The organism is Streptomyces sp. NPDC102462 (assembly GCF_044765425.1).
Classification (GTDB): Bacteria; Actinomycetota; Actinomycetes; order Streptomycetales; family Streptomycetaceae; genus Streptomyces.
The window spans coordinates 11576-25448 of sequence record NZ_JBIWKB010000040.1 but is presented as its reverse complement, the minus strand read 5'-3'; the positions used below and the strand labels follow the sequence as shown (position 1 = coordinate 25448).

Sequence of the window (13873 nt, the reverse complement as noted above, 5' to 3'; positions counted from 1 at the left end):
GTGAGTGCAGAGACAGGACGGTTCGGGGGTCAGAGTGTCTGCACGTTCGGTCGGCGAGCGTATCGCCTACTACCGAAGCGCCACTCGCCCGCGGATGACCCAGCAGCAACTCGCCGACGCAGCGTGCGTCGCGCTCGGCACGATCCGCAAGATCGAGCGGGGTGAACGGGGCGTCAGTCCGCCCACTCTGGAAGCGATCGCGGATGCCCTCGGCGTCGATCCGAGTCGACTGCTGTCAGACCGGGGCGCGGCAATGAGCCGAGTCCGCGATGCGCTGCCCGCGATGTCTGCTGCGATCGCCGTATACGACCTGCCCGACGACGGGCCCGTACGCCCGCTCACGACGCTGCATGAGCTGGTTGAGGCGGCGGCCGCCTGGAGGCTGGCCGCACAGTACACGCCGATCGCTCGCACGCTACCGGGACTGCTGCCGGAGCTGCTGCGCGGCTACCACGCGGCAGCAGGCACGGACCGCAGGGAGTGGGCGGGGCTGCTCGTGCGGGCGGCCCGGTCAGCCGACGCGGTGGCATACAAGTTCGGTGCCCGCGACCTGTCTGCGCGGCTGATCGACCTGATGCGGTGGGCCGTGCCCGAAGCCGGTGACCCGCTGCTGGAGTCGTCCGTGGCGTACGTGCGCACGGAGACGTTCTTCGCCGCCCGCGCTCACACCGTCGGACTGCGCGCTCTGGAGGCGGCCATCAACGCCTCGCCCTCCCCGGACGACGCCGGAACGACAGCAGCACGTGGGGCCCTGCACATGCGGGCAGCGGTCATCGCCGGTCGAGCGGGCGACGGGGACGCAGCGGATGCGCACTTGTCGGAGGCCCGAAAGCTCGGCGACCAGATCCGGGAGGGCGTGTACTGCGGGACCGCGTTCGGCCCGGACTCCGTACAGATCCACGAGGTTTCAGTGGCCGTGAGCCTCGGTGATCAGTACGCGGGTCGCGCCCTGGATGTTGCACAAGAGTGGAAACCGCCGCACGATCTCCCGGCAGAACGCCTGTCAGGCTTCTACATCGAGATGGCCCGCGCGCAGCTGTGGGTAGGCCGCGCCGATGATGCTTTCGAGGCGCTGAAGGTCGCCCGTCACATCGCGCCGCAGCACACCCGGGAGCATCCGTGGGTGCGGGAGGACGCGGCCACGCTGCGACGACTCAAACGGGCAGATGCCGAGGAGCTGTCGAACTTCGCAGAGTGGTGCGCTGCCACCTGACTACCCCTGGCTGGGGTACTTGTGCCGTGCTGGTAGGGCCACCATCTGTCACACGCGAGAGCCGAGCAGATGGGACCCGGGATGCCTGATGCGCCCCTGCCCCCACCGATGGTCATAGACCGCAACGTAAGCATCGTCCGCCTTCACGGGCTGGCCTGCTTCCACTGCGGGTCTATCGCCGGGCCTTTGCGTGCGGCGGGGAAAGTCGTGGTGCGTGGTGCGACTCGCGTGTGGCCAATCGTCACGTGCGGGTGCCGCCCTGAGCGGCGCGAGGTCCCGCTCGGTAGGAGTCCCCGGCGGCCGAGCGACCGGCCCCGGGGCATGGCCGACCACGAAGGAGCCGACATGACGCACGGTACCGTCCGGCCGCCCCAAGGGGCGATCCAATGAGCAGCACGGTTCAGGAGATCCCCGCCGAGGTTCTTGAGGCCCTGACGTTGCCGGACCTCGACGGCTTGCCCGACGCCAAGGTGCGCGGCGCCGAATGCCTCTGGTGCCCGACCCGGCTGACCGCGGAGACGGCCGTCGACCTCGGCGTGCAGCGCGTCCCAGCCGAGGACTGCTCTTCGGTCTCCGGTATGAAGTGGTACCCGCGCGCCTGCCGGGCCTGCACCGCTGACCGCGCGCACTGCGGCCTGTTCGCCCACACGCCCATGTGCGACCTCTGCAAGACGGAGGCGACGGCCGCCAGGTGCACCGTCGGCCGCGGCTTGTACCGGCTCGTCAGGGACAACCGCCGGTGACCCGCCGGCAGACGACCGCAGGGGCGCGGTCCCCGCACGCGAGCCCGCCGCTCAGCCGCATGACCATGCGGGTCTACCAGGTGGACCGCTACGGGACGGTCACCCGTGACAGTGGACGGGTCATCCTCCCGCCCGCCCAGGCGCTGACGCCGGCCGCAGACAGGTACCCGCCGTGCCAGTGCCCCCACCACCGAGGCGGACAGGGAAAGCCCCGGTGACCACGGACAGGTACAGCCTGTACTCCCGGCGCCGACTACTCGCCGACGACATCCGGACCACCCAGGCCATGGAAGCGGGCCCCCGCCCGTGCACAGCCGGGAACAAGTTCGCCTGCGCCCCGTGCCGGAAGATGCGCCGCCTGGCCCCGCTCACCGCCGGCCCGCCCAGGGAGAACGCCGATGCCACAGAGAAGTACGGCTGTACGGATGGCCGAAGCGCAGCAGTCGGACGACCGGGCCACGGGCTACTGCTCGTCCCGCCCTGCCCATGAGGCCGGACAGTCCGAAGGGCCAGTTCTTCTGTCCTTGCCGCCCTCATAGGTGCCCTCGTGGCCGGTATCGGCCGCTGACCTCATGACCGGCTCCGGTCGCTCGCGCCCCAGGGGGCGACCGGAGCCCCCCAGGTGCCCGCCGGTTTCCCGCTCCCGACTCTCCCCAGCGGGGGCCGGCGGGCCGCCACCCTCTTCTCCACAAAGAAAGGTTCTCGATCGTGTTGCCTCCGGCACCGCCAGGTGTTGTCCCGTACATCGCCGGTTGGAGTGAGGAACGGCTCCTGTCGTGTCCGATCGTCCGCCGCCGCATGGTCCCGGGAATCGGGTACGTGGATGAAACGCCGTACGACCGGGACAGTTTCGGTGTGCTCTGGGCCCGCTACGCCCTGCGGCCCAAGCGGCGCCGGGGCAGCCCACAACTGCGGAACGTCCACCCCTACCGGCAGCGCCGCGCGATGCTGAACATGATGTGCCAGGTCTGCTCCCGCATGCCGGCGGACCCGCACGGCCCGCATCTGTTTCTCCTGCGGGACAGCGTCGGCGCGATCCGGGAGGGGGAGCGTACGACGAGTCCGCCGGTGTGCGTACCGTGCGCCGGGATCTCCATCCAGCTCTGCCACGCCTTGCGCGGTGGGCGGTTCGTGGCGGCATGGGCAAGACGCGTGCCCGCGTGGGGTGTCGTCGGTCCCCTTCACCATCCCGTCACGCTTCAGCCGATCCCGGGGTGTCACATGGAGCAGGTGAAATACGGGTCGGAGTGGGCGCCGTGGGTCCGGGCCGCTCGCACGATGGTGGAGTTGCGCGGGGTGACACCGGCGGACCTGGACCGCGAGTTCGCGGCCCTCGGACGCGACCGCCTGGAGGAGGAGTTCGCCCGGGTCGCGACGCTGCTGAAGGTCGCCTGCCCCTGAGACACCCGCCTCGGGCCAGTCGGCGAAGTGACCGGCTCCCCATGCCGCAAAACCCGCAACCGTCCCGCGTGGTCCCGGCCCTCGAAGTCCCTCGCCCTCCCCCGGCTGGGGTGTTGCGACGGCCACCAGAACTCAAGACCTTCCGGCGAGCGCCGTTCGTGTTGTCACTGCCTCCCCTTAAAGTCGCGGCATGGCGACTCTTCCCAACCCGCTGCCCAAGCTGGCGGCCGACCCGAGCGGGCGTTCCCTGGGGCTCCGGCTCCCGCCCGGGAGACTGATCGACGCGACGGACGACGGGCCCTGGCCTCAGCCCCTGCTGTGGCACGCCGACAAGTCGGCCGCGCCCGGCAGTTGGGCGGCGCTGGGCGCACCGGCCGGCCGGGTGGGCCTGCTGCCCGTGCTCCTCGAACTGGGCGGCCCCCAAGGCGGCCCGGAGCGGTGGCAGTTGTCCCCGGCGGACACCTCCTACCCGGGGGACCATGACGCCGAGGACGTGCTCGCGGAATGCTGGGAAGCCGTGGTCGAAGACGAGGAGGAGGGGTTCGATCCCGAACTGGCCCGGCTCCTTGCGCCGTTCGGGGCGGACTGGCCCGGACTGGCCCCCGCCGGGTCGCTCACCGTCGAGCCCGGGATCTGCGCCGCCCGGGTCGCCGACCTGCTGAGCGGCGCCGACGCGGGCGGGCGCGCGCACGCCGCCCTCAAGGACCCGCATCTGGCGCTCGTCCCGGCCCGCCGCTCCGCCGACATCCCCGCCGCCATCGGCTGGAGCGGCCCGGTCAACCATGAGGACGACGTCGCCCGGCTCTGCGCGGTGCTGCGCTCATGGGAGGACCGCTTCGGGATACGGGTGGTCGCCCTCGGCTTCGACACGCTGGTCGTCTCCGTGGCCGCGCCGCCCGCCACCCGGGCCGAGGCGCAGGCGCTGGCCGCCGAGCACTTCGCGTTCTGCCCGGACAACCTCACCCAGAACGGCCGCGACAGCCTGGCCGACTACGCCGACACCCTGATGACGGAACGCACCTGGTCCTTCTGGTGGGACTGACCCCCACCCCGCCGCGGCATGCGCCCGGGTCGGGTGGGCGGTCTTGTCAGGGCTTCTTGGCCGCCGAGCCGGAGAGCTTTCGGGCTCGGCGGCGCAGGGCCGGGCCGACCTTGACCAGGACCCGCTTCTCGATGCCGCCGACCCGGCGCTCCACCGCGGCCAACTGCTTGCGGGCCGCAGCCAGTTCCTTGCGCAGGGCCTCCAGCTGACGGGCGGTCGCGGCCTCCCGCTTCTCAGCCGCGGCAAGCCGGACGCGCAACTGCCTGGCCTCCTCCACCCGCTTGTCGATCCGGGCGTCGGCGACCGTGATCCGCTCCCGCAGCCGGCTCACGCGGTAGCGCATGTACTCATCGTGGGAGCCGTCCCAGACGGACATCGACGCAGGCAGGTCCAGCGCGGCGAGCCGGGCCTCGAAGGCGGCGCCGCCATCGCCGTGGGTGTAGGTGTTCCGCAGGCCGTTGCGGTCGAGGAAGGAGACGATCCGCTCGAAGCGTTCGCCGTGGCCCTTGATCATCGCCGAGTAGTCGGCGTCCTCGTACAGGTCGCGCGGGTCGGTGTCGCCCGGCAGCGCGGACAGCTGGCGGTGCGGTATGTCGAAGTACCGGCACAGCTCCAGCGTGCGCGAGTCATGGGTGAGGACGACCGCGGGCGTCCCGGCCAGCAGCGCGGCGATGTTTCCGTGGATGCGGGTGCCGTACGCGAAGTCGAAGCCGCTCAGTTCCTTCATCCAGGTGGCCGGGTCCAGCGGCATGCGGACCTTGTTCTCCTGGAGCATGGCGTGGCTGAGCTGACGCGGGAAGGCGTCCTGCCGGCCCGACTCGGGGCTGGTGTCGCCCCACAGCAGCAGCTCCGCGTCGGAGGTGTTCTGCGCGTAGTAGGTGAGGCGGGGGTAGCGCTCCCACGCGTGGTGTGCGATGCCGGTGATGTCGCCGACCCGTATCGCGTTGGGCGAGAGGTTCAGGGCGATGCGCGAGTCGGCGGAGATCTCGGTGGCGCGGATCTCGGGGAACCTGTCGCCGTAGAGGAACATCGACGGACAGCCCATGATGTCGATCTTGTCGGAGCCGAAGCCGAGGCCCGTCAGATACCGCGCGGTCAGCTCGCCGCGGACGCCGATGGACGCCGACCGGTCGAGAACGGCGGAGACGAAACGCTGTACCGATGCCTCCATCGGCTTCAGGACGTCGGTCTCGTAGTCGTCGCCCGCCTGGGCACCGACGCCGAACACCACGACCGGAATGGTGAGCTGTTCGATCAGCGTGGACAGCCGGTCGAGCGAGGCGTGGAACGAGGGCCGGAAGGCGTTGGCCAGCGGGACGACGAAGGCGTCGTACTGCTCGTTGATCTCGGCGGCGCGCTCGGGCGACGCGTTGGTGCGGATGCCGTTGGAGACGACCTCGGTGTCCGGTGTCGTCAGCATCTTGTGGGCGGAGTCGCTGAAGAGCAGATTGCCGGTGTTCGTCCCGATCAGGTCCTGCTGGATGAACTCGGTGGGGGTGGCCACGTGGAACGGGCTCTTCCCGGAACGGATCAGGATGCGCTTCACGACACTCCCCGGCTACGACGGACGACATCTGCACGGTCGGGGTGCGGCGGTGCAGTTCGACTGTGCGTGCGAATGCACCTTACGTGAAGAGCAAGGGACGGGTGAAGACAGGGTTAAGGGATGTCAAGGAGACGGTGTGCGTCGGGCGTACGCGCGTGGCGGTCTCGGTCGGCGGTGGGGCTTCCCGTGTCCCGTTTCTCGGTGTGGGACGGGCCGTCCGGGCAGGTCAGGGGGCCGGACCGTCCCCCGGCGTCCCCTCTTCGGCCCGAGCCATGGCGCCGCCGCCACCGCCCGCCGCACGCTGGGTCCGCGCCCTTCGCCCCCCCACCGCCGGGAGGACCCATGCCCGCTCGCGGCGCCCGCGCGGCGCTCGCTGCCCTGGCCGCCCTGGTCGTCCTCACCCTGAGCGGGTGTCACGACGGAATGGGCCTCCGCGACGAGGGACCGTCAAACCGCACCCCCGCCACCACACGGCAGCCCCCGCCGGCCGCCGACCTCGCGGGCGCGGACGGCCGGAACACCGCCCACCTCGCCGACACAGACAGCCGGAAGACGGCTCAACTCGCCGACGCGGACGGCCGGAACACCGCCCACCTCGCAGACGCGGACCGCCAGAACGCCGCCCATCTCGCGCACACAGACAGCCAAAACACCGCCCACCTCGCAGACGCGGACCGCCGGAAGACCGCTCGCCTCGCGGGCGCGGACGGCCGGAAGGCCGCCCGGTGAGCGGTCCGGGCGGCCTTCGGACGGGTCGGGCGCGTGCGCGCCCCCGGCGTCAGCTGTGCGCCGGCGAGTACCCGCCCTCCTTCGGGTCCGCGCCGTAGGCGTTCTGCCCCCGCGTGCCCTCGCTGACCGTGAAGACCAGCAGCACGATGAAGCCCACCACCGGGATGATCCCGATGAGCAGCCACCAGCCGGTGCGGCCTGTGTCGTGCAGTCGGCGGACCGAGACGCCGAGGCCGGGCAGCAGGATCGCCAGGGTGTAGATGAGAGACAGGATCTGGTTGCCCAGGATGGCGTCCACGATGGCCAGCACGATGGCGATGACCACATTGACGAGCGCGAACATCCAGTACTCCTTGCGGCGCGCCCGCCCCCCGAAGACCGCGTACTTCTTGAGCACTTCGATGTACCAGTTCATTACGTCCCCCCAGGGATCGACGTCCGGGGCCCACCGGAACGGATCAGGCCAGGCGCAGAGGATATGGACGTTGACAGGAACCTGTCGCGCCGGCCGCAGACCCGGAACGCCCCGCCCACGGACGGCGACCACCCGTGGATCCACGTCGATTTCAGGACAGACCAGCCCTTGACCACCCCGGATTCCCCGGCCGGCCCCCGGACGTTTCGGTCACCGAGTTCGTTTCGTGGCCGAACCGCAGACACACCGAGATCGCCCCGCCACCGGTTCGGTACCGGAACGACCTCGAACCGTGTCCGACCGGGCACGGAGCGAGCAGCCGTCAGCGCAGCCGCTGGGCCGCCTCGACGGCCCAGTAGGTGAGGATGGTGCGCGCCCCGGCCCGCTTGATACCGGTCAGCGTCTCGATGATCGCCCGGTCCCGGTCGACCCAGCCCTTCTCCGCGGCGGCCTCGACCATCGAGTACTCGCCGGAGATCTGGTAGGCGGCGACGGGCACGTCCACGGCGTCGGCGACCCGGGCCAGGATGTCGAGGTAGGGCCCGGCCGGCTTCACCATCACCATGTCGGCCCCCTCCTCCAGGTCCAGCGCCAACTCCCTGAGCGATTCACGCCAGTTGGCGGGGTCCTGCTGGTACGTCTTGCGGTCGCCCGTGAGCGAGGAGCCGATGGCCTCCCGGAACGGCCCGAAGAAGACGGACGAGTACTTGGCGGTGTAGGCGAGGATCGCCACGTCCTCCCGTCCGATCTGGTCCAGGGCCTCCCGGACGACCCCGATCTGCCCGTCCATCATCCCGCTGGGCCCGACCACATGGGCACCGGCGTCGGCCTGCACCCGGGCCATCTCGGCGTACCGCTCCAGGGTGGCGTCGTTGTCGACGCGCCCCTGCTCGTCGAGCACACCGCAGTGCCCGTGGTCGGTGGTCTCGTCCAGGCACAGGTCGGACATGACGAGCAGGTCGTCGCCGACCTCGGCCCGTACATCGCGGATCGCGACCTGGAGGATCCCGTCCGGGTCGGTCCCCGGGGTTCCGACGGCGTCCTTCTTGGCCTCCTCGGGCACCCCGAACAGCATGATCCCGGAGATCCCCGCCTCCACGGCCTCCACGGCGGCCTTCTTCAGGCTGTCCCGGGTGTGCTGGACGACGCCCGGCATGGCGGCGATCGGCACGGGCTCGCTCACGCCCTCCCGCACGAACGCGGGCAGGATGAAGTCCGCCGGGTGCAGCCGGGTCTCGGCAACCATGCGGCGCATGACGGGAGTGGTGCGCAGCCGACGGGGACGCGCACCGGGGAAGGATCCATACTTCGTCATGGCTTCTACGCTACGCCCGCCCCGGCACCCGTTTTGCCGACGGCCGGTCGGCCTCCGCAGGGGCCCCGGCGCGGCGCCCGCCCCACCTTCGCCCCCACCACGGACGGGCCCCGCGTCGTCCTCGTCGCCCCTCTCCGCGACCCGGGAAATCCCACGGCCCCGCCCCGTCTCCGCCACGCAGAAACGGTTCGCCGTACCGCATCGGAGTCATTCCGCTGCGGTACGGCGAACCGTTCCAGGGGTGAGCCGTCAGCCGGAGTTGCGCCGTCTGCGTGCCCCCGGTCGCCGCTCACTGGGCCGCGTCACCGGGTCCCCGGCCTCCAGCGCGGCGGCCCGCCGCCGCGCGCCGAAGTCCGCCAGCGCCTCCGCCAGCCGGTGCACGGACGGCTCCGGAGCCATCACGTCCACCCGCAGCCCGTGCTCCTCGGCGGTCTTCGCCGTGGCGGGACCGATACACGCGATCACGGTCACGTTGTGCGGCTTGCCCGCGATGCCCACCAGGTTCCGCACGGTCGAGGACGACGTGAACAGCACGGCGTCAAAGCCACCGCCCTTGATCGCCTCCCGGGTCTCGGCCGGCGGCGGCGAGGCCCGCACGGTCCGGTAGGCGGTGACGTCGTCGACCTCCCAACCCAGCTCGATCAGCCCGGCGACCAGGGTCTCCGTGGCGATGTCGGCCCGCGGCAGGAACACCCGGTCGATCGGGTCGAAGACCGGGTCGTAGGGCGGCCAGTCCTCCAGGAGCCCCGCGGCCGACTGCTCACCGCTCGGCACCAGGTCCGGCTTCACACCGAAGGCGATCAGCGCCTTCGCCGTCTGCTCCCCCACCGCGGCGACCTTGATCCCCGCGAAGGCCCGCGCGTCGAGCCCGTACTCCTCGAACTTCTCCCGCACCGCCTTCACGGCGTTGACGGAGGTGAAGGCGATCCACTCGTACCGCCCGGTGACCAGGCCCTTCACGGCCCGCTCCATCTGCTGCGGCGTCCGCGGCGGCTCGACGGCGATCGTCGGCACCTCATGCGGCACGGCCCCGTAGGACCGCAGCTGGTCGGAGAGCGACGCCGCCTGCTCCTTCGTACGCGGCACGAGGACCCGCCAGCCGAACAGCGGCTTGGACTCGAACCACGACAGCTGGTCGCGCTGTGCGGCGGCGGAACGCTCACCGACCACGGCTATCACCGGCCGCCCGCCGTCCGGGGACGGCAGCACCTTCGCCTGCTTCAGGGTCTGCGCGATGGTCCCGAGGGTGGCGGTCCAGGTGCGCTGCCGGGTCGTCGTGCCGGCGACGGTCACCGTCATCGGGGTGTCCGGCTTGCGGCCCGCGGCCACCAGCTCACCGGCCGCGGCGGCCACCGAGTCAAGCGAGGTCGACACGACGACCGTGCCGTCCGACGCGCCCACCTCGGTCCAGCACCGCTCGGAGGCGGTACGGGCGTCCACGAACCGGACGTCGGCGCCCTGCGCGTCCCGCAGCGGAACACCCGCGTACGCGGGCACGCCGACCGCGGCCGCGATGCCGGGGACCACCTCGAAGGGCACCCCGGCCGCGGCGCACGCCAGCATCTCCTCGGCGGCGTACGTGTCGAGCCCGGGGTCCCCGGACACCGCACGGACGACCCGCCTGCCGCCCCGCGCGGCCTCCATGACAAGATGTGCGGCATCCCGCGTCGGCGGGACCGCAGCGGTTGTTGACGCGGCGTCAACAACCGCGCGTTGAGACGTGCCCGGGCCCGGCTGCGTATCAGTGGATGGATCCGCGTCGACGCGCAGGACGGAGACGCCCTGTCTGGCGTGGGCGCGGACCACGTCCAGCACGTCGTGCTCGACGACGAGGACGTCCGCGTTCGCCAGCGCCTCCACGGCGCGCAGCGTCAGCAGTCCCGGATCCCCGGGTCCGGCACCCAGGAAGGTGACGTGACCGAGTTCAAGGCCGGCGGGAAGGGTGGTGGGGCTCACTGTGCTCGCTCCCCCATCAGACCGGCCGCGCCCTGGGCGAGCATCTCGGTGGCGAGTTCGCGACCGAGCGTCACTGCCTGGTCGTCCGTCTCGGGCACGGGACCGGTGGTGGACAACTGCACCATGCGGGCACCGTCGGTCGTGCCGACAACTCCCCGCAGGCGCATTTCCTTGACAATCTGCCCGTCGGCCAAAAGGTCGGCCAGTGCGCCCACGGGGGCGCTGCAGCCGGCCTCCAGGGCGGCGAGCAGTGAACGCTCGGCGGTCACGGCGACCCGCGTGAACGGGTCGTCGAGCTCGCCGAGCAGGGCGATCAGCTCCGCGTTGTCCGCGGCACACTCGATCGCCAGGGCCCCCTGGCCGGGGGCGGGCAAAACCGTGTCGACCGACAGGAAGTCGGTCACCTCGTCGATACGGCCGAGGCGGTTCAGGCCGGCGGCGGCCAGCACCACGGCGTCCAGCTCGCCGCCGCGGACGTATCCGATGCGGGTGTCGACGTTGCCGCGTATCGGTATCGTCTCGATGTCCAGCCCGTGGCCGCGCGCGTACGCGTTCAGCTGGGCCATGCGGCGCGGCGAGCCGGTGCCGATGCGCGCCCCGCGGGGCAGATCGGTGAGCTTCAGCGCGTCCCGGGCGACGATCACGTCGCGCGGGTCCTCGCGTCCGGGCACGGCGGCCAGCGCCAGCTCGTCGGGTTGCGTGGTCGGCAGGTCCTTGAGCGAGTGCACGGCGAGGTCCACCTCGCCCCGGTGCACCGCCTCGCGCAACGCGGCCACGAACACGCCCGTGCCGCCGATCTGCGCCAGATGCTCCCGGGAGGTGTCGCCGTACGTGGTGATCTCGACCAGTTCCACGGGCCGTCCGGTCATCCGGCTCACGGCGTCCGCCACCTGCCCGGACTGGGCCATGGCGAGCTTGCTCCGCCTGGTCCCGAGCCGCAGCGCCGCTGTCTTGCTCATGCTGGCCCTCGGTTCTTCTTGTCTGTGCTTTCCCCGGCCCGGGAGACGGAGGCCACCGTCTCGGGGTCGAGGTCGAACAGGGTCCGCAGCGCGTCCGCGTACCCGGCGCCGCCGGGCTCGGCCGCGAGCTGCTTGACCCGTACGGTCGGCGCGTGCAGCAGTTTGTCGACCACTCGGTGCACGGCCTGTCTGATCTCACCGCGCTGGCGTTCGTCCAGGTCGGGCAGGCGCCCGTGGAGCCGGGCGATCTCACCCGCGACGACGTCGGCGGCCATGGTGCGCAGAGCGACCACGGTCGGCGTGATGTGCGCCGCGCGCTGCGCCGCCCCGAAGGCGGCGACCTCGTCGGAGACGATACGCCGGACCTGGTCGACGTCGGCCGCCATCGGGGCGTCCGCGGACGCCTCGGCCAGCGACTCGATGTCCACCAGCCGCACCCCGGCCAGCCGGTGCACGGCCGCGTCGATGTCGCGGGGCATGGCGAGGTCGAGGAGGTAGAGGGCGGGCGCCGGACGCGGCACCCCGGCGACCGGTTCGGGCCTGCGGCGCTCGGGGACGCGGCCGGCCACCGCGACGGTGGCGGCCAGCGCGGCGATGGCGTCGGCGTCCTCGGCCGGGTCGCTCTCGCCGCCCGGCCTGCGCTGGGCGCGGCCGGTGGCGTCGCCCTTGTCGACCCAGACCGCGTGCTGCTCAAGTTCGGCGGCGGCCATGCCGGCCACGGCCGCCTCGCCCAGCACGGAGAAGGCGGCTGTGCCCTGTACGGCCGACAGGTCGAGCGGGCAGTTCTCCTCACGCTCGTCACCGGCCGACCCGGACGCAGACGCCGTGTCGCGCACGACCGGACCGCGGCCCTGGGCGCCGTCGTAGGGCCCGGCCTGGGTGGCTTCGGCGGCTCCGGTACGGCCCTCGACGCCCGCGGCGACGGTCTCCGCCGTCAGGACGAGCCCGGTCGCACCGGTGCAGGAGACGGCGACGTCGGCACGTGCCAGCTCGGCCGGCACCGCGTCCATCGGTACCGCGCGGGCCACCACGTCCGTGTCGCCGGCCGCCGCGAGGATCTGCGCAAGGCGCTCAGCCCGCTCCACGGTCCGGTTGGCGACGACGACCTCGGCGACACCGGCACGCGCGAGCGTGGCCGCGGCCAGCGAGGACATCGAACCGGCCCCGATGACCAGCGCCTTCTTGCCGCGTGCCCAGGTCTGCACCGCCGTGCCCGCGGCCAGCTGCTCAAGGCCGAAGCTGACCAGGGACTGCCCGGCGCGGTCGATGCCAGTCTCGGAGTGCGCGCGCTTGCCGACCCTGAGCGCCTGCTGGAACAGGTCGTTCAGCAGGCGGCCGGCGGTGTGCAGCTCCTGCGCCCTGGCCAGGGAGTCCTTGATCTGGCCGAGGATCTGGCCCTCGCCGACGACCATCGAGTCCAGTCCGCAGGCCACCGAGAAGAGGTGGTGCACGGCCCGGTCCTCGTAGTGCACGTAGAGGTGGGGGGTCAGCTCGTCCAGGCTCACCCCGCTGTGCTGGGCGAGCAGCGTGGACAGCTCGGCGACGCCGGCGTGGAACTTGTCCACGTCCGCGTACAGCTCGATGCGGTTGCAGGTGGCGAGCACCGCGGCCTCGGCGGCCGGTTCGGCGTCGACCGTGTCCTGCAACAGCTTGACCTGGGCGTCCTCGGTGAGCGCGGCCCGTTCCAGGACGCTGACCGGGGAGCTGCGGTGGCTCAGCCCGACGACGAGGAGACTCATGCCGGCATCACGGCGGGTACGTCCCCGTCGGGCCCCTGGTCGGTGGACTCGTTGCGGCTGGCGGCGACCGGTCCCGCGCCGTTGGGCGTGGCCTCCTCGCCTGCCTTGCGCTGCTCGTGGAAGGCGAGGATCTGCAGCTCGATGGAGAGGTCGACCTTGCGTACGTCGACGCCGTCCGGGACGGACAGCACGGTCGGCGCGAAGTTCAGGATGGAGGTGACACCGGCGGCGACCAGGCGGTCGCAGACCTGCTGGGCGGCGCCCGCCGGGGTGGCGATCACGCCGATCGACACGCCGTTGTCCTCGATGATCTGCTCAAGCTCGTCGGTGTGCTGCACGGGGATGCCCGCGACGGGCTTGCCGGCCATCGCCGGGTCCGCGTCGATGAGCGCGGCGACCCTGAAGCCACGCGAGGCGAAGCCGCCGTAATTGGCCAGCGCGGCGCCCAGATTACCGATGCCGACGATCACAACCGGCCAGTCCTGGGTCAGGCCCAGTTCGCGGGAGATCTGGTAGACGAGATACTCGACGTCGTAGCCCACGCCCCGGGTCCCGTAGGAGCCGAGGTAGGAGAAGTCCTTGCGCAGCTTCGCGGAGTTGACCCCCGCGGCGGCGGCCAGCTCCTCAGAGGAGACCGTGGGTACCGAACGCTCGGACAGCGCCGTCAGGGCGCGGAGGTACAGCGGAAGCCTGGCGACGGTGGCCTCGGGAATCCCTCGGCTACGGGTCGCCGGTCGGTGAGTTCGGCCAGTTGCCACGGTGCTCCTGCGGGTAGAGCGGGGCTGCGGGCGGTCATACGTCCCCGGACCGCCCCG

12 protein-coding genes are annotated in these 13873 nt (G+C 71.8%); 5 read left to right on the top strand and 7 right to left on the bottom strand.

What is annotated here, in order from left to right:
* Nucleotides 1-34: 34 nt before the first annotated feature.
* From ACIRFL_RS29145 to ACIRFL_RS29130, 4 genes are all read left to right on the top strand, one after another.
* Nucleotides 35-1213, top strand: a complete 1179-nt coding sequence (locus ACIRFL_RS29145) for a helix-turn-helix domain-containing protein (protein ID WP_404034178.1) — start codon at nucleotides 35-37, stop codon at nucleotides 1211-1213.
* Nucleotides 1214-1599: 386 nt separating this feature from the next.
* Entirely contained in the window at nucleotides 1600-1956 is a 357-nt protein-coding gene (locus ACIRFL_RS29140; protein ID WP_404034176.1) for a hypothetical protein, read from the top strand.
* Nucleotides 1957-2775: 819 nt separating this feature from the next.
* Nucleotides 2776-3357, top strand: coding sequence for a hypothetical protein (locus ACIRFL_RS29135; protein ID WP_404034174.1), 582 nt, complete (start codon nucleotides 2776-2778; stop codon nucleotides 3355-3357).
* Between the two features lie 190 nt (nucleotides 3358-3547).
* Complete coding sequence (locus ACIRFL_RS29130) at nucleotides 3548-4399, top strand: DUF4253 domain-containing protein (RefSeq protein WP_404034172.1); 852 nt, start codon at nucleotides 3548-3550, stop codon at nucleotides 4397-4399.
* Between the two features lie 46 nt (nucleotides 4400-4445).
* On the opposite strand, the gene ACIRFL_RS29125 is transcribed toward ACIRFL_RS29130, so the two are convergent.
* On the bottom strand, nucleotides 4446-5945 hold the full coding sequence (locus ACIRFL_RS29125) for a polysaccharide pyruvyl transferase family protein (protein ID WP_404034170.1): 1500 nt from the start codon (nucleotides 5943-5945) through the stop codon (nucleotides 4446-4448).
* Between the two features lie 342 nt (nucleotides 5946-6287).
* Here ACIRFL_RS29125 and ACIRFL_RS29120 point away from each other — a divergent pair, with 342 nt between their 5' ends.
* Nucleotides 6288-6674, top strand: a complete 387-nt coding sequence (locus ACIRFL_RS29120; protein WP_404034168.1) for a hypothetical protein — start codon at nucleotides 6288-6290, stop codon at nucleotides 6672-6674.
* A gap of 49 nt (nucleotides 6675-6723) precedes the next feature.
* Here the strand turns inward: ACIRFL_RS29120 and ACIRFL_RS29115 are convergent, their stop codons facing one another.
* The 6 genes from ACIRFL_RS29115 to ACIRFL_RS29090 form a co-directional block, all read right to left on the bottom strand.
* Nucleotides 6724-7089, bottom strand: a complete 366-nt coding sequence (locus ACIRFL_RS29115) for a DUF805 domain-containing protein (protein ID WP_404034166.1) — start codon at nucleotides 7087-7089, stop codon at nucleotides 6724-6726.
* A 322-nt stretch (nucleotides 7090-7411) separates the two neighbouring features.
* Complete coding sequence (gene hemB, locus ACIRFL_RS29110) at nucleotides 7412-8404, bottom strand: porphobilinogen synthase (protein WP_404034164.1); 993 nt, start codon at nucleotides 8402-8404, stop codon at nucleotides 7412-7414.
* A gap of 249 nt (nucleotides 8405-8653) precedes the next feature.
* The gene (locus ACIRFL_RS29105) at nucleotides 8654-10360 is read right to left on the bottom strand and encodes a uroporphyrinogen-III synthase (protein ID WP_404034162.1); all 1707 of its coding nucleotides are present in this window, start codon (nucleotides 10358-10360) and stop codon (nucleotides 8654-8656) included.
* Nucleotides 10357-11319 carry a hydroxymethylbilane synthase gene (gene hemC, locus ACIRFL_RS29100; RefSeq protein WP_404034160.1) on the bottom strand — a complete coding sequence of 321 codons (963 nt, stop codon included), beginning with the start codon at nucleotides 11317-11319 and terminating at the stop codon, nucleotides 10357-10359. Before hemC ends, ACIRFL_RS29105 begins: the two co-directional genes overlap by 4 nt.
* Nucleotides 11316-13058: a glutamyl-tRNA reductase gene (locus ACIRFL_RS29095; RefSeq protein ID WP_404034158.1), complete on the bottom strand. Its 1743-nt coding sequence runs from the start codon at nucleotides 13056-13058 to the stop codon at nucleotides 11316-11318. Before ACIRFL_RS29095 ends, hemC begins: the two co-directional genes overlap by 4 nt.
* Complete coding sequence (locus ACIRFL_RS29090) at nucleotides 13055-13816, bottom strand: redox-sensing transcriptional repressor Rex (protein ID WP_404034156.1); 762 nt, start codon at nucleotides 13814-13816, stop codon at nucleotides 13055-13057. The genes ACIRFL_RS29095 and ACIRFL_RS29090 overlap by 4 nt, the downstream gene beginning before the upstream one ends.
* Nucleotides 13817-13873 lie beyond the last annotated feature (57 nt).